This window comes from Salinimicrobium terrae DSM 17865 (genome assembly GCF_000424665.1).
Lineage (GTDB): Bacteria > Bacteroidota > Bacteroidia > Flavobacteriales > Flavobacteriaceae > Salinimicrobium > Salinimicrobium terrae.
In genome coordinates this window covers 243,683-260,037 of the sequence record NZ_AUKI01000016.1, presented here as the reverse complement: position 1 = coordinate 260,037, position 16,355 = coordinate 243,683, and the positions used below count along the sequence as shown (strand labels likewise).

The window sequence follows — 16,355 nt, the reverse complement described above, 5'->3', positions numbered from 1 at the left end:
TAAATTCAAAGAATAGAACTCTATTGGTACTTTAAGGGAAAAAATGAGAATTCTTTTATAAAATGTATATTGTCTTTCTAAAGTATTTCAAAATGTTTTGAGTTATAATTAATTCGGTCTAGGGTTATGAGGGTATACGTTCGAATTTCAAATTAAAGTTATATTAAAAGTGAAAATTTCAGAGACAGCTAAAGAATACGGCAGAGGTATTGTTGGTGGGCTCCTCTTCAGTCTCCCCCTTCTTTATACGATGGAAGTGTGGTGGACCGGTTTTACTGCTTCCCCGGAAAAGCTTCTTGCCTTTGTTGCATTCACCTTCCTGCTACTTCTAGGATACAATAAGCACTCCGGGATGCGAAAAGATGCTTCCTTAAAAGATATTCTACACGAATCTATTGAAGATATAACCATTGCATTCACGGTTGCATTTCTATTTCTCCTGCTCATTAATAAAATTAGCCTCACCATGCCTCTTCGCGAAATAGCAGGAAAAGTAATTGTAGAGTCGATGATAGTTGCCATAGGAGTTTCTGTAGGAACAGCTCAACTGGGGCAAGAAAAGAAAAGAGAGGGTTCAAAAGAAGGAGGAGGAATCCTCCAAATGATTGTTCTTTCAATTTGTGGTGCTGTTTTAATTGCCTCTGCGGTTGCACCAACAGAAGAAATTTTGAAGATCGCAATAATTAGCGGACCCCCCCCGCCTGCTTGCCATGATTATTATTTCTCTATGCTTTAGCGCCGTCATCCTCTTTTTTAGCGATTTTAAAGGTACTGGTTCATTCAAAGGGGGCAGCTACGGAATGATGGTGCATCTAGTCATAAGCTATGTGTGTGCTTTGGTAATCTCTCTTTTATTACTGTGGTTCTTCGGGCGCACCAGGGATCTCGGGTGGAGCGTAATAATAGCAGAAACTGTTGTCCTGGCAATTCCTGGTTCTCTTGGAGCTTCTGCCGGAAGGATGTTAATCGGATAAAAATTACATGAAAGACCAAAAAAATTACTTAGAAAAAATAACCTTTTTTATCGGACTTTTAATCCTGATATCATTAATTTCTTACCTATGCGTGGAAATTATAAATAAAGAAAAAAAGCCCCCCGCTCTTGAAGTGCATTCTTCTTTCCAATCAAGTTTGCCCGGATATACTTTTAAGATAGACATCGAGAACAACGGAGGGGAAACTGCCAAAAATGTCCATATTTTTTTAAATCTTTATCGTGATGGTCAGGTGGTGGAGAGTGCACAAATGATCACTGGATATGTGCCGGTGCATTCCAAAGTTAGCGGGTGGATTTCTTTTACAAGTAAAAGGGAGCCTGCAGATTCCTTGGCAGTAGGTTCTGTGACTTTTCTTAAACCCTGAATCTGAACTTAAAATTAAGAATAGTAGAATGAAAAATGAGCATTTGGAATCTCTTAAGCCCATAATTGCAAAGAAACTGAAAGAAGGGAGCGTAAAACACAGGAAAAAGAATTAGAAGTGTTTATCCAGTTATTACCCGAAATAAAAAAGCCGACTCGTTAAAGTCGGCTTTCCTCAATCTGTGCGGGCGAGAGGACTCGAACCTCCACACCTTGCGGCACTAGATCCTAAGTCTAGCGTGTCTACCAATTCCACCACGCCCGCATTGGTAATTTCAATAAATTTGCTTCTTGTAAGCGGATGCAAATATAAGTATAAGTTTGAATCTGCAAATGGAAAAATAATTTTTTTTCTGCTCTGGGAAAAATTATTTTCCAGATAGGAGATTTTAGTATGGCGTGTGGTGATATGTCTTCGGCTATCGCTCCAATATACTATCTCAATGCTATATACTCATTTCTAATTCTTACCTTTACTCTTCTACAAAAATTACCTTATGCAAGACATTAATAAATACGTGGAAGAGAACAAACAACGCTTCCTGGACGAACTCATTGAATTGCTGAAAATCCCTTCAATCAGTGCCGACTCCAAATACAAAAATGATCTTTTAAAAACTGCAGAAGCCGTAAAACAGCGCCTGCTTGAAGCGGGATGTGATGTTGCCGAGATTCATGAAACTCCGGGTCATCCCGTAGTTTTTGGAGAAAAGATTATTGATAAAGATCTGCCTACCGTCTTGGTCTACGGACATTACGATGTACAACCCCCAGATCCCGTTGACCTATGGGAAAGTCCGCCGTTTGAGCCGGTGATAAAGAAAACTGAAATTCATCCCGAAGGTGCCATTTTTGCAAGGGGAGCCTGCGATGATAAAGGCCAGATGTATATGCACGTCAAGGCACTGGAATATATGACCAAAAATGATCAGCTTCCCTGCAATGTCAAATTCATGATTGAAGGCGAAGAAGAAGTAGGAAGTGAAAACCTTGGCTGGTTTATAGAGAAGAATAGGGAAAAACTTAAAAACGATGTGATCCTTATCAGCGACACCGGAATGATCGCCAAAGACACTCCTTCAATCACCACCGGACTTCGCGGGTTAAGTTATATGGAAGTGGAAGTAACCGGTCCAAATCGTGATCTCCATAGCGGACTTTACGGTGGGGCGGTAGGCAATCCAATTAATGTACTTTCAAAGATGATCGCTTCACTTCAGGATGAGAACAACAGAATCACCATTCCGGGGTTTTATGATCATGTGAAGGAATATAGCGAAGCCGAAAGAGCAAAAATGGCTGAAGCTCCTTTCGATCTTTCCGATTATAAAAAGAAACTGAATGTTGAAGATGTACAGGGGGAAAAAGGTTATTCCACTCTTGAACGTGCCTCCATAAGACCGACTCTCGATGTTAACGGAATCTGGGGAGGATATACAGGGGAAGGTGCTAAAACTGTCCTTCCGTCAAAGGCTTATGCTAAAATTTCCATGCGCCTGGTAAGTGATCAGGACTGGAAAAAGATCAGTGAATTGTTCACCAAACATTTTGAGAGCCTGGCACCAAAATCAGTTAAAGTAAAAGTGACCACTCATCATGGCGGACAAGCCTATGTAACTCCCATCGACACATTGGAATATCAGGCTGCCAATGATGCCTATGCGGAAGCCTTCGGTAAAGATCCAATTCCGCAGCACAGCGGGGGAAGTATACCAATCGTTTCTCTGTTTGAAAAGGAGCTGAAGAGCAAGACGATCCTGATGGGCTTTGGATTGGACACAGATGCAATTCACTCCCCTAATGAACATTTCGGGATTTGGAATTATCTGAAGGGGATTGAGACCATTCCGCTTTTCTATAAGCATTTCACAAAGCTAAAGCAGGCGGAGAAAAAGTGATCAGTGGTCGGTGATTAGTGATCAGTAAAATTTTCGAAACCTGTCAGCGGCTTGACGCCCTGACAGAGGTTGTCCAAATTTCAACCCTAACAGGTCTCAGAGACCTGTTAGGGTTTTTTGTTGCTCCCTCACCTGTTACCAGTTTTCCGATTATTTGCACCAATCTCACCTGCAAGGGCTTTTTTTTGATCTGGTAGGTTTTATTCTTTAAAACCTTACAGGTTTTGAAAACCTGTGAGGTCTTAAATTTTTTTTCTTCTATGTTTGTAGAATTAAATTTTTATTCTACATTTGTAGATAACCATCTAAAGTTGTAGAACAAATGCAATTGTCCAAAGCCGAAGAACAACTCATGCAGATCCTCTGGAAACAGGAAAAAGCTTTTATGAAAGATCTGATCGATGCCTATCCCGATCCAAAACCGGCTCAAACCACCGTGGCTACTTTGCTGAAGCGGATGCAGGACAAAAACTTTGTGGATTACAAACAGTACGGCAGGTCCCGGGAATACTTTCCGCTGGTAAAGAAGAAAGACTATTTTTCCAAGCAGGTCAATGGCATGATCAAGAACTTTTTCAATGATTCTGCTTCCCAATTTGCCTCTTTCTTCACAAAAGAAACCGACCTGAGTAAGGAGGAACTGGAGGATCTTAGAAGTTTAATTGACCAGGAAATTAAAAACAAATAGTCATGGAAATGTATCTTTTAAAATCGGCTGCCTGCCTTGCCATCCTGATGGTTTTCTACAAATTTCTCCTGGAGAAGGAAAATATGCATGTCTTTAAAAGATGGTATTTGTTAGCGGCAGTTTTAGTTTCCTTTATAATTCCGTGGATCACCTTTACCAGCCATATGGAACCCGTTCCCGGGAATTCTGCACTAATATTTCAACCTGAAATCGCCGGTGCAACTTCTTCCGTAGAAGAAACCTCTATTTTGTCCTACTTGCTGTGGAGTCTCTACGGAATCGGCTTCCTGTTCTTTGGCATCAAATTTATCCTGAACCTGAACATCATCCTCCTTAGGATCAAAAGAAATCCCAGGATCAGATGTGGACGAACTACTAATGTACTCCTTCAGGAAAATCTGGCACCTCATACCTTTTGGAATTACATTTTTTTAAACAAAGTAAAATATGAGAAGCAGGAAATTCCGAAGGAAGTATTTCAGCATGAACAGGCTCACGCCAAGCAAAAACATAGCGCTGATATCCTTATTATGGAGCTGCTCCAAATAATATTCTGGTTTCATCCGCTGCTTTACATAGTTAAAAAAGCCATTAAACTGAACCACGAATTCCTTGCCGACCGTGCTGTTCTTAAAGAAGGAATTATACCCGCACATTACCAGAAGACTTTGTTGGCATTCTCATCCAGTGCCTTTGACAGCAGCCTCGTTAATCCAATCAATTATCAATCAATCAAAAAACGAATTACAGTTATGAAAACAAACACTTCAAAAGAGATGATCTGGGCGCGAAGTCTGGTATTGCTTCCTTTATTAGCGGCAGTTCTTTACAGCTTCAGTGACAGAAAGACCGAAACCTTACAAACAACAACAATTGCTTCGGAAAATCCTGTTTCCAAAACAGTAGAAATTTCCGTAGATGAAAAAGGAATTATTCACGTAGAGGGGAAACAAATGACTCTGAATGAAATCAGGGAAAGCCTAAAGCCGGAACAGTATACCAATTATGCAATTAATACTTCTCCCGCAGCCCCGGAAGAAATTATGAAGGAACTTATGGAAATAGTGCTTCAGGCAAGGGTTCAAGGCAGCGTTACTGTATGTTCTTTTGGAGAGGATAGTACTAAGGGAAACAATGTGCTAAACGAAATGTTTACGATTAATGAGGTTCAGGAAAAAGCCTCACCCGAAATGGTGGCCGAATACAATAAATGGGCAAAGCACTACAACAAAAATGAAAATGCTCTTGTAGAAGTAGAGGTTTGGGAAAGGATGAATTACATTTACAGTATTATGACTCGGGAGCAGAGAAAAGGATCTGAAGAATTCCCAACTTTAAATCCTAATTATATAATTACCATAGTAGAAGATAAAGACAGTGGGAAAAACCGGGCTGTTCGGGAAAGTACTGGAGAAGTTCCTCCCCCACCTCCTCCACCGGTTCCTCCTCTAACTAAAGACGGAGATGTTCCATTACCGCCTCCACCACCACCGGCTGAAAACATAAGCATACCAGCTCCACCACCACCTCCCCCATCACCGGTAGAGGCCGTTAAAAACTGGATCGAAGAGGGAGCCGAATTTTACTATAATGGAAAAGCAGTTTCAGGGGCGGAAGCTCTAAAATTTGTACAGGAGAATAATGGAAAAAATCTTAGTGTGAAGGTAGAGAGAAGGAATTCCGGAAAAACGGTAAGATTATCTGATAATAAGTAGTGGCTGATTGCCAGATCGAACATGTATTGGGAACCGGTGCGATTTTGTGAGTATTAGTTGCCATTCCAAACCTGCAAGGTCCTTTTTTACCTTGTAGGTTTCTCTTCAAATAGCCCTTGAAGGTTTTGGAATACTTATAAATAATGGATTAAAGGAATTCCCCGGCTCTACTTCTAAACCTTCTTCACGAACTTCGTCAGGATCACAATCTGCTGTCCTTCCACCTTACCTTCTATCTGCTCCGGATTATCATGAACTAATGAAACTCTTCTCACAGCAGTTCCTCTTTTAGCCACCATACTGGAGCCCCGCACCGGAAGATCTTTAATTAGAACGACAGTGTCACCTGCCTCTATTGTTACACCATTGCTGTCTTTGTGCACCACTCCTCCAGATGTTTCTCCGGTTGATTGTCCGGCTTTAGCCCAAGTCAGCTGCTCCTCTTCCATATACATCATATCTAAAAGGTTCTGGGGCCAGCCTTCAGTTTTTAACCTGTTCAACAATCGCCAGGCTATCACTTGCACCGCAGGAACAGGGCTCCACATGCTGTCGTTAAGAGACCGCCAGTGGTTAGGATCTGTTTTTTCAGGATCTTCAATTTGTTCTTTGCAGGTTCCACAAATCAAAATATGATTTTCTACATCGGCAGGAGAATCGGGCACAGCGTATACCTGTAAATCTTCTTTGGAACCGCAAAGTTCACATTGAGATCCGCTTCTTTGAAATAATTCTTGTTCGAGGCTCATGGAGAGGGTTGAAATGAAATGCGAATTTAGACTTTAAAATTGTTTATCGCTTTATTTCCTTCTCAATATAGGCCTCCACTCTTTCTTCCATAATTGGCAGCGTCACCGTTCCCTGCTCGAGGATCACCTCGTGGAATTCCCTGATGTCAAAGTCTGTCCCCAAAGCCTCTTCAGCCTTTTTCCTCAATTCACGGATCTTCATCTCGCCTATTTTGTACGAAACCGCCTGTCCCGGCCATGAGATGTACCGGTCTACTTCAGTATTGATATTGTGTAAGGAAAGTGCGGTATTGGAACGAAGGAATTCCACTGCCTGTGCGCGGGTCCAGCCCAGAGCGTGTATTCCCGTATCAACTACAAGTCGGCCGGCGCGCCATTGCTCATAGGTGAGTTTTCCGAAACGTTCATAAGGAGTTCGGTAAATACCCATTTCTTCGGCTAAGGCTTCAGAATAAAGCCCCCAACCCTCTCCAAAAGCCGACAAATAAAAGTTCCTTCTGAATTTGGGAATACTATCCCCCAATTCCTTGTTGAGTGAAATTTGCAGGTGGTGACCGGGCACGGCTTCGTGGGCAGTAAGGGCCGGAAGCACATAAAGTGGCCGGTTTGATAAGTTGTAGGTATTCACCCAATAATATCCCGGCTGCGTGTCATCTCCGCCACCCACATAGCGACCCGTTGTATATTTTGGGGCAATTGCATCGGGCACCGGTGCAACTCCGTACGGCCTGCGTGGAAGTGTTTTAAAAAACTTCGGAAGCTGCGCATCCAGTCTTTTAGAGATATCCCTTGCCTCCTTTAGAAGTTCCTCTCCTGTCTCAGCATAAAATTGCTCATCCGTTCTCAGAAAATGAATGAAATCTTCAAAGCTACCTTCAAAACCTACTTCAGCAATGATCTTTTTCATTTCGGCATTGATCCTTGCCACTTCTTTAAGACCCATTTCATGAATTTCCTTTGCGGAAAGATCAAGAGTTGTATAGTAATTCAGCCGATTTTGATAATATTCCTTTCCGCCGGGAGTTTCTGAAACTCCTAAAGATTCCCTGGCCGCCGGTAAATATTCGGTTTCAAAAAAGTGCTTTACACGCCTGAATTGCGGTACAACATTTTTGGAAACCGCAATTTCTGCTGCTGTTAAGACTGAATCTTTTTGTTGTTGGGTAAGTATTGACGGGAGCTTCAAAAATGGCGAATAATAGTAGCTTTCCTGTGGGTCATCCACAATTTGGTCATCATAAGTTGCCTCATAACACTTAAAAATAACTGCGGGCTGTAAATTACCTTTTTCGATGCCTTCCCGAAGCAATACCAGGTGTTGATCGACAAAAGCAGGAACTGCATTCAACTTATTGAGATAATCCTTAACTTGTTGATAGTTGCTGAAATCCCTCACATGATACGGCAAACTCACATGAAACCCGGCATCTGAAAGTAACGGATTCAAATAAGCCTCATATTCATAAAAATCGATAGTCTCCTGAAGTTTGTACCGGAGCAATTCCGCAGAAATACTCTCAGTTTCTGAAAGTTTCTCCTTATCGATCTGTTGTAATTCCTCCAGTAGTTCCCGGGCAAATTCAGCTTCTTTTTTGTAATATTCTTTGGTATAAAGCCCCAGCGGATTGGTTTTTTGATCGTATCCATCGTATGCATCCACCTTTTGAATTACCTGTTGCAAAGCTTCGGAAGGATTTTGACCGTGAGATGTGATTGTACCAAGAAAAAAAGCGAGAGTTAGGATAAAAGTGGTTCTCATTCAATATTTTATTAGCGGAAGTTGTAAATATAAAACTATTCTGAAGCTGAATTACCCTTAATGCGCTGCCAAAGGTCTGTAAGGATCTTTTTCCCGTCTCCGGGGTTTTTTTCGACCTCCTCTGCGCGTACAGTTCCATTTTCAGGGATTAATTTATAGCTAAAAGCAAAACCCGAATCTTCATCTGAAGGATTTAGCTTTCCAAAACGCAGATCATTAAAATAAAGTTCTCCATCTCTTTCTGAAATAGTATACCAGCCCTTAGATATGTCTATTAAACGCTGCACGTTTTTGTCATTTTTGAGACTCCCCAGGTAATGATGGTTCTTTGGCACCGCTTCGAATCTTGCCATATCCTCATCAAAGAAGGAATAATAGCCAATGAGAAAATCATTTTCAGCTTCGGCATTGGCCGCCCATAAAATAGTGTTCAGCGGAGTGGGACGCGTGTCCAGGCGGGCGTAGAATATTCCCTGTCGCTCCAGGTCCTGTTCGAATTGCTGATGAGCAATGAACTTTAAGACCAGAGTTAGCATGAGATAAGAAGTACTTACTATCAATCCAAGACGGTTAAATTTTGCCCTTTTTGGATCCTCTTTTTTCCGCCGCATGGCTAGAATCAGAAATACCAGGAAGGGAAGCGTGTACAGGGGATCGATCACAAAAATGCTCTTAAACGCCAACCGAATGTCCAGCGGCCAAAACAGTTGAGTTCCCCAAGTGGTGAAAGCGTCCAGAATGGGATGTGTAAACAATCCCCAGAACATAAGCCAGGACCAATCTTTCCAGCCTACGCCTGTTTTTCTTTCAATTTTTGAGATGAGCCACCCAAAAACAGGTGCCGCTATTATGGCAAAAAATATGGAGTGAGAAAGACCGCGATGAATCTCGATTGCGGTAATGGTATCGGTGAAATTACCAATAAAAGTATCAAGATCGGGAATTGTTCCTGCAATTGCCCCGTACAGCATCGCTTTATTTCCGACCTTTTTGCCGAGCACTGCTTCGCCTACAGCGGCACCGAGTACTATTTGTGTTAAACTATCCACTCTCTAAAATGTATATTGTATGACATCCTTCGGATTTAGTTTTTTGTTTTGTGTTTTTTTGTTTTCCGGAACGCAGCTCCCCCTTCGGAAGTTAGGGGCTAATCAACAATTTCCATCTTCTTCAGCAAAAAGGAAGCATTCATATTTTGACAAATGCCTTCTTTAAAGCGATAATCGAAATTGAGTTCGTTATTGATAATTTCAGCGTCGAAATAATAATTCTTTACCTGCGGCAAAACTTCAGTTACTTCACAGAGACTAAGGTCATGAGTTGCAATAATGCCTGTAGAGTTAGAGCCCACCAGCTTTTCGATAAATTTCCGGGAGCCGATTGCCTTATCAGTGCTGTTAGTACCTTTCAGGATTTCGTCAAGAATGATGAAATATTTATCCGTCTTAATCTCGTCCACCACAAATTTTAATCTCTTTAATTCCGAAAAGAAATAGGACTCATCATCTGTCAACGAATCGGTAGTACGCATACTGGTGATGAGTTTAATGGGTGTGTAATGACAATAGGCAGCGCAAACCGGAAGCCCCACATTTCCCATAAGGATCTGCAGACTTACCGTTCTCAAAAAGGTGCTTTTCCCGGCCATATTTGCTCCGGTGATAATAAAAAATTGCTCTTTTTCAATAGAGAAATCATTGGCTATACGCTTTTCGGGATCAAGTAACGGGTGAGCGAGTTGCGTGGCTTCAGAAATATGGGAATCGTGATGAAGTTCGGGAAAAACATATGTGGGATGATTAAAAGCAAAATTCCCCAGGGAGTTGTACGCATCCAAAAATTCTATCACCCTAAACCATTTTTGAACTACCTGTCCATTTTCTTTTATCCACTTTTCGAGTTTCCAGGAATAGCGCAGATCCCAAAGCAGAAATCCATTTCCAAGAACCCCAAAAATCATATTGTTACGTTGGTCAAGGGAATCAATGGCTTTGGAAAACTGCTTCAGGATAGCCGAAGCTTTTTGCTTTTCAGAAACGATCTGCTCCTTTTGAGCGTTCAACAATTCTGAAGAAAAATTGGTAGTTTCGATCAAGGCGAGCAATTGGTAATATTGATGAAAAGTATCCTGTACCTTGCTCACGCTGGAAGAGAGTAAATTTATACGTTTCAAGAAAAAACCTGTGATAAGGAGTCCGGCAAAAAACCAGATCGCAAGTTCGATCCCACCAATAATATCCATAAAAAAAGCAGTGATCACAATTCCTGAAATCGTGGAAAAAAGCCATGGAAACCATTTCATAAAACCGGGTACGAAAGTTTTATAATTATTGAGCCAACCTGTTATTGTTGCAGTACGGGTTTCGGTCTTTACTAAAGTAGCAAGGGCAGAAAAATTCTGTCGCCAATCGGCTTTTTCGGCAAGTTCCTTTATGGCTTTCTGCTTCAGGAGGATTTGGTCAATGTCATTGGAAAGCAGCAACTGCGCCAGCTTTTCCTTGCCTTCAACCAGAGTTGTACGATTAAGGTACTGAAAAAATGAACCTTTTCCGAAGAGATCAACATCCTGACTAAAGGGGTGCAGAGGATCAGCAAATTCGGCTCCTGTAGGCAGATTGTGAAAATTTCGTTTCAGGACTTCCAATTCAGTTTCACTAATACGAATAAGCTCCCGGAATTTATCCCGCTCGTACCGAAGATCGGAATGTCGTGAAACCAGAAACACAAAAATCGTGATGCCAACGAGAAGGGAAGCAACGACTGCCGTAGTATTTCCCCAAAAGGCGTAAACGGCATAGGCCATGGCCAGGAACACAAAGAAGCGCAATAAACTGGACAGTCCAAGCTTTCGGGAAGCGGCGTGGAGATGAGTCCGATATTTATCGATTTGTGCTTTATAAAAATTTGCGGGATCCTGCATTTGTAATTTTAAAGATTTTTTAATTCCTGCTGAAGTTTTTTTGGAAGCCCCGAAACGACGAGGGAATAAGAATGGTCTGTAAGATCTTTCACCAGCTGCGGCGGGAGACATTCAGTTTCCAGACTGTTCCAGTGTTTTTTATTCATGTGATAGGCTCCTTCAATATGATCGGGATATTCATCCCTTAAAACAAGTGCTTTTTCGGGATCACACTTAAGGCTTACTTTAAACGGATCACTCTCTAAAGCAGCAAGGGCAAACATTTTGCCAGATACTTTGAAGACCAGTGCATCGGGACCAAAAGGTAGTTCTTCTGTCACGCCCTTCTTTTCGAGACAATAAATCCTGAAGGCTTCTACATCCATAGCTCAAAGATAAGAACTTCAGGACAGTTGAGGGTCTTCTCCGTTTGTCAATTTTGACTTCCCTATTGGACCGAGATGAGTGTATTTAAAGCCTTTGTCATACTTAAGACCGTAGCCAAGCATCCGGTCAAATGCTGCGTGAGAGAAAAGAATGATGCCAATGAGCTGCAGAAGCGGAACCAGGAAAAATAAACCTCCGAGGAAAGTCACAATCGCTACACCTTTATGATGAAAAAGGTTATACAAAAAGGCTCCGGATCTATTTCCAAATGCGTAGCCAATCATTCCGAGATCGGGTACCAGGAAGAGGATCAGGAAAACCCACCATTCGTAATGCAGGAAACTAAAGCCACAGATCCCCAGAAGCAGCATTGCCAGTTCCTCAAGCTTCAAGATTATATTCATTTTTTTTCGGGTTTATAGAGTACCGGTTTTGATGGTGCAGCATCATTCTCAAAAGATGCAGGTTGGAGATTAAGAAAGTAAAATCCGTCTTCGATCCTCGACGGTACATAAACTAATTCAGTTATCGTTGCATCAAAACGGGTATTCTTTGGATAATTCCAAAAAGCTTTATGTGCCAGCAGCTTCCCTCCGTCTTCTTCCCTGTCTACAGAAGGCAGGTCGATCAACAGGTGCTCTACGCCACATTCCCGAAGGTAAACTGCAGCCTCTTCCTGCAGATATGGCCAGTTGGTGTGAGAATAATGTTTGCTGCGTTTGGCAATGCTATTTGGAAGTGTACGAATAATAACCGCCTGCGCCTCTCCCTCCCTAAAATGTGCTTTCAGCTGCTCTTCTGTAAGAACTTCATCGCCTCCCGATTTTAAAGGTTCAACAGAAATTAATTTGGCAGAAAAAAAGAAGGTTTTAAGACTTTCATTGATGCTGCGAAATTCCGGTGTTATATGACCCACACATTCGGTATGGGTGGTGTGCCCGTGCGGATTGAAATAAATATTATTAAAATTCACCGATCCGCCTTTGCTTATCTTCCCTATCCAATTCCCTTCTTGCACGGGCTCAATTTTAGGAGCTTTAAGGTACCATGCAACTGGATTTTTTACATCACCTCTTAAACTAAGGGATATGTCCAGGGGTTTTGAGAGGTCGAGGATAAAGTTTTGATTATTATAATGGATTGTTGCCTGCATTCTATTTTGTATTCATATTCAAATTTTTTTTGTTATGCTGAACTTGTTTCAGCATCTCTTTCAGAATTCAGATTGAAATGACTCTGAAATAAATTCAGAGTGACGATCGTGACGATCTTACCACCATGTCATGCTGAACTTGCTTCAGCATCTCTTTATACAGGCTGGCTCCACCAAACCCGTTAACCATTTACGGGTCACGGTTGAATTCAGTCCTCCACCCAAAATAATTCCGCAGCAATACCGTCACTTAAAAATTTGCCCTTTTTGGAGACCTGCAGTCTGTTATCGTTCCATTCCAACATTCCCTCTTCTATTAATTTTGCAGCTTCCTGAAGCAGGTAATCTTTATATTTTCTGCCAAAGCTCCTTTCCACCTCCTCTACCGCAACGCCCCACTTTGTACGCAGGCGGGTCATCACCAGTTCGTTGTATCTATCGGAAACGGAAAGTTTCTCAACCTCTGCCGGAATATCCCCTTTTTGAAGAGTTTTGATGTAGAGTGTGTTATTACTGATGTTCCATTTCCTGTGAAAACCAACCAAGGAGTGCGCAGAAGGTCCAATTCCTAAATATGGTTTTCCAAACCAATAAGCTGTATTATTTCTGGAGAAAAATCCAGGTTTCCCAAAGTTCGAAAATTCATAATTGTCAAAGCCTGCAATCAATAATTCTTCAATCATGATCTCATACTGCTCTTTAGCTAATTCCTCCTCTACCGGAGAAATTTTACCTTTCTCGATCATGCTTTTTAGAGCTGTTCTGGGCTCTACAGTTAATGCATAGCTGGAAATATGAGGTACGTTAAGAGCAAGGGCAATCTTCAGGTTTTCTTTCCAGCGATCGTTGCTCATTCCCGGAATCCCATAAATAAGATCAATAGAAATGTTTTCAAAATACTTCCTTGCAAGTTTGATGGACTCCAAAGCTTCTTCAGCATTATGCGCTCTATTCATGAGCTTCAGGTCTTCTTCAAAAAAAGATTGAACTCCTATACTCAGCCGATTCACCGGAGAAGCTGCCAGCATTTTTATTTTGTCTTCGGTAAGATCATCGGGGTTTGCTTCGAGAGTAATTTCCGCATCTTTTAAAACTGAAAAATTCTGCTGAATAACTTCAAAGACTTTCTGCAAATCTTCCGAAGAAAGAAGCGATGGCGTTCCCCCTCCAAAATAGATGGTCTCAACCTCTCCCGGAATCTCCTCCTTCCGCAACAGCAATTCCTTGCAAATCGCCTCCACCATCTCCGGCTTCTTTCTTACCGAAGTCGAGAAGTGGAAATCACAGTAGTGACAGGCTTGTTTGCAGAAGGGGATGTGTATGTACATCAATTAACAATTAGCAATGATCAATTAACAGGTAACATTTAGTAATTAATCAATGGGAGTAAAATAATGATCTCAAGGTCGGGAACTTCACTTGTTGATCCTGGTCTTTTTCAAGATACTGTACATGATCCTGGAAAGCTCGTCGGCCTTGTCAAACATTTCCTGGAATTCTTCTGTTCCAATATAATCTGTAGCTTCAAACAATCGTAGCCAGAATTTAGTTTCTAAACTTTCTTTATAGGCAATTGAAACTTTGGAAGAAAAATCTGCAGTTGAAATTGCACCATTGGCCTCAGCAACATTCGCACCTATGGAAGTTCCAGACCTTAGAAACTGCTTCGGCAGCACATACTCTTTTTCTTCCTTATTTATCTTTTTATAAAGCTTCACAGTTTTTACCGCAAAATCAAAAGACTTTTCATCCAGTACATTTTCTTTTCTTTCCATAACCTTCTATTTTGTTGAACTTCCCTGATTAGTGTTGACCGATTTTAGATATTAATTTTCATTATCAAAAATAGTAATTACAGGTCGTTCTTCTGGTTTGAGGGTTGACCAATAATTAATGAACTCCTCAGGATTTTTTTTCTCTAAATGATCGTGAGATCTTTTGTTATTATAGTTTTTCACTGCCTTGTTTACCTGACTTTTAAGTTGGCTAAAGGTTTGTGGCTTCCAGTGATCCAAGTACTCTTCTTTTATTGTTCTGTTAATCCTTTCGGCATAAGCATTATCCTGAGCACTTAAGGCCATACTAATAGTAGTAGTATTGGATTTTAAAAGATCCGTGGAAGACTTAAAAGTGTACTGGCTTCCTCGATCTGAGTGATGGATCTTTGGAGCTTTATTGTTTTTTAAAGCCATCTTTAGAGCCTTTAGGTTTGCTGTCCCTCTCATGTGATCGGAGACTTCATAACCAACTATTTTCTTCGTGTAAACATCTATAATAAAGACTGCGTAATAAAACTTATCTCCTACTTTATAATAGGTGATATCACTTTGCCACACCACCGAAGGTGCATTGATCTCTAAACCTTTGATTTTATTTGGGTAGTAGATCTTACCGGCGATAGTAGTGCGCCTGTAATTTCTCTTTCTTTTGAGACGGTAACCTAATTCCATAAAAGTCTCTACAAAACGGTCTCTTCCAATAAAACCGGGCTTTAGAGTATAGTACATTTTCTCCACCCCACAACCAGGATGATCTCTACGAATATCATCGGCTTCCGACATTAACTCCATCAAGCGATGATCAAACAGAGTTTGCCGTCGTGCATATTGATGTACAGCTTGTTTACTGATCCCGACACCTTCATAGAATTGATTCATGGAATAACTCACTTTTTCTTTGTTTTGCCTGAACCAGTTAATTGTGGGGTGCTGTAATTTTTTTTAATGTCAATATCAAGCTCTGTCTTGGCCAGTTCGATCATCTTTTCAAGATAATCCAGCTGTATCTGTTTACGTCCTAAAGCTGCCTCCAGTTCTTTGTTTTTGGCTTCCAACTCTTGCATCTTTTTACTACTACTGTCTTTCATTTCTACGACTCTATAACCTTTCTCATTAAAGGTAGAAAATTTATGGATCCAGTTATAAATCATAGATCGTGACATTCCGTGAAGCTTAGAAAGTTGAAATACACTGTACTTGCCACTTTCATACTCATTCACAATTTGTCTTTTGAACTCATCAGAGAACTTACGATGTTTACTCAATAATCGAACATTTGACTTCATATAAGTTGATTTAGTGGTCAACCTATATCAGGGACGTACATGTTGATCATTGCTCATTGATTATTGTTTATTGATCTTTTTGGGATTTTGTTTTACAAAAGCGGCCCAGCCGGTGTAATTTTTCCCAATTTCCACCTTCCCCGAGTTGTAGAAATGACATACCGCAGCTGCGAGTCCGTCGGTGGCGTCAAGGTTCTTAGGAAGAGTTTTTAAAGAAAGTAGACTTTGCAACATCCCCGCGACCTGTTCCTTACTGGCATTTCCGTTTCCGGTGATCGCCATTTTTATCTTTTTCGGAGAATATTCCGTTACCGGAACCTGCCGACTCAAGCCTGCCGCCATGGCCACTCCCTGCGCCCTGCCCAGCTTAAGCATGGATTGCACGTTTTTTCCGAAGAAAGGGGCTTCAATCGCGATCTCATCTGGATGCCAGGTATCAATAAGTTCAATGGTGCGTTCGAAAATGAGCTTGAGCTTCACATAGGGATCATCATATTTTTGAAGCTGAAGCTCGTTAAGTTGCAGGAAAGACATTTTGCGGTTTACCACCTTAATGAGTCCGAAGCCCATTATCGTGGTACCGGGATCAATTCCTAAAATGATTTTTTCGGTATTCAAAAGCTTCGTAATATTGCAAGTTCAAACCTGCCGGTGAAAATATGCCGGAAATTTATCCGGTTCT

Annotated in this window: 18 protein-coding genes and 1 tRNA gene; 6 read left to right on the top strand and 13 right to left on the bottom strand. The window is 41.3% G+C overall.

The window, feature by feature from the left end; all coding sequences use genetic code 11:
• Positions 1–169: 169 nt before the first annotated feature.
• From H148_RS18950 to H148_RS0106730, 3 genes are all read left to right on the top strand, one after another.
• Positions 170–736, top strand: coding sequence for a DUF2391 family protein (locus H148_RS18950; protein ID WP_051286251.1), 567 nt, complete (start codon positions 170–172; stop codon positions 734–736).
• A complete protein-coding gene (locus H148_RS18945) occupies positions 711–974 on the top strand; it encodes a DUF2391 family protein (protein ID WP_051286249.1) in 264 nt (87 codons plus the stop codon). Before H148_RS18950 ends, H148_RS18945 begins: the two co-directional genes overlap by 26 nt.
• Before the next feature lie 91 nt (positions 975–1,065).
• On the top strand, positions 1,066–1,362 hold the full coding sequence (locus tag H148_RS0106730) for a hypothetical protein (RefSeq protein ID WP_156877215.1): 297 nt from the start codon (positions 1,066–1,068) through the stop codon (positions 1,360–1,362).
• A gap of 182 nt (positions 1,363–1,544) precedes the next feature.
• Here the strand turns inward: H148_RS0106730 and H148_RS0106725 are convergent.
• Positions 1,545–1,626: transfer RNA gene (locus H148_RS0106725), tRNA-Leu, on the bottom strand.
• Between the two features lie 232 nt (positions 1,627–1,858).
• Between H148_RS0106725 and H148_RS0106720 the strand changes: the two genes are divergently transcribed.
• From H148_RS0106720 to H148_RS0106710, 3 genes are all read left to right on the top strand, one after another.
• Positions 1,859–3,259, top strand: coding sequence for a dipeptidase (locus H148_RS0106720; protein WP_029034128.1), 1,401 nt, complete (start codon positions 1,859–1,861; stop codon positions 3,257–3,259).
• 322 nt (positions 3,260–3,581) lie between these two features.
• Complete coding sequence (locus H148_RS0106715) at positions 3,582–3,947, top strand: BlaI/MecI/CopY family transcriptional regulator (RefSeq protein ID WP_029034127.1); 366 nt, start codon at positions 3,582–3,584, stop codon at positions 3,945–3,947.
• 2 nt (positions 3,948–3,949) lie between these two features.
• A complete protein-coding gene (locus H148_RS0106710) occupies positions 3,950–5,662 on the top strand; it encodes a M56 family metallopeptidase (RefSeq protein ID WP_029034126.1) in 1,713 nt (570 codons plus the stop codon).
• 173 nt (positions 5,663–5,835) lie between these two features.
• Here the strand turns inward: H148_RS0106710 and H148_RS0106705 are convergent, their stop codons facing one another.
• The 12 genes from H148_RS0106705 to ruvC all read right to left on the bottom strand — a co-directional run bounded on the left by H148_RS0106705 (position 5,836) and on the right by ruvC (position 16,291).
• Positions 5,836–6,411, bottom strand: a complete 576-nt coding sequence (locus H148_RS0106705) for a PhnA domain-containing protein (protein ID WP_029034125.1) — start codon at positions 6,409–6,411, stop codon at positions 5,836–5,838.
• Positions 6,412–6,454: 43 nt separating this feature from the next.
• Positions 6,455–8,170, bottom strand: a complete 1,716-nt coding sequence (locus H148_RS0106700; protein ID WP_029034124.1) for a DUF885 domain-containing protein — start codon at positions 8,168–8,170, stop codon at positions 6,455–6,457.
• A gap of 35 nt (positions 8,171–8,205) precedes the next feature.
• A complete protein-coding gene (locus tag H148_RS0106695) occupies positions 8,206–9,219 on the bottom strand; it encodes a metal-dependent hydrolase (protein WP_029034123.1) in 1,014 nt (337 codons plus the stop codon).
• Between the two features lie 98 nt (positions 9,220–9,317).
• On the bottom strand, positions 9,318–11,090 hold the full coding sequence (locus tag H148_RS0106690; RefSeq protein WP_029034122.1) for a MutS-related protein: 1,773 nt from the start codon (positions 11,088–11,090) through the stop codon (positions 9,318–9,320).
• Between the two features lie 8 nt (positions 11,091–11,098).
• Positions 11,099–11,455: an MmcQ/YjbR family DNA-binding protein gene (locus H148_RS0106685; RefSeq protein ID WP_029034121.1), complete on the bottom strand. Its 357-nt coding sequence runs from the start codon at positions 11,453–11,455 to the stop codon at positions 11,099–11,101.
• 18 nt (positions 11,456–11,473) lie between these two features.
• Positions 11,474–11,860 carry a DUF4260 domain-containing protein gene (locus H148_RS0106680; RefSeq protein WP_029034120.1) on the bottom strand — a complete coding sequence of 129 codons (387 nt, stop codon included), beginning with the start codon at positions 11,858–11,860 and terminating at the stop codon, positions 11,474–11,476.
• A complete protein-coding gene (locus tag H148_RS0106675; protein WP_029034119.1) occupies positions 11,857–12,609 on the bottom strand; it encodes a cyclase family protein in 753 nt (250 codons plus the stop codon). Before H148_RS0106675 ends, H148_RS0106680 begins: the two co-directional genes overlap by 4 nt.
• A gap of 209 nt (positions 12,610–12,818) precedes the next feature.
• On the bottom strand, positions 12,819–13,937 hold the full coding sequence (gene hemW, locus H148_RS0106670; protein WP_037324710.1) for a radical SAM family heme chaperone HemW: 1,119 nt from the start codon (positions 13,935–13,937) through the stop codon (positions 12,819–12,821).
• Between the two features lie 87 nt (positions 13,938–14,024).
• A complete protein-coding gene (locus H148_RS0106665; protein WP_029034117.1) occupies positions 14,025–14,384 on the bottom strand; it encodes a four helix bundle protein in 360 nt (119 codons plus the stop codon).
• A gap of 51 nt (positions 14,385–14,435) precedes the next feature.
• Positions 14,436–15,266 (bottom strand): IS3 family transposase, encoded by an 831-nt coding sequence (locus H148_RS17360; RefSeq protein WP_156877214.1) that lies wholly within the window; start codon positions 15,264–15,266, stop codon positions 14,436–14,438.
• An 8-nt stretch (positions 15,267–15,274) separates the two neighbouring features.
• Positions 15,275–15,673, bottom strand: coding sequence for a transposase (locus tag H148_RS0106655; protein ID WP_029034116.1), 399 nt, complete (start codon positions 15,671–15,673; stop codon positions 15,275–15,277).
• A 60-nt stretch (positions 15,674–15,733) separates the two neighbouring features.
• Positions 15,734–16,291: a crossover junction endodeoxyribonuclease RuvC gene (ruvC, locus tag H148_RS0106650; RefSeq protein WP_029034115.1), complete on the bottom strand. Its 558-nt coding sequence runs from the start codon at positions 16,289–16,291 to the stop codon at positions 15,734–15,736.
• Positions 16,292–16,355 lie beyond the last annotated feature (64 nt).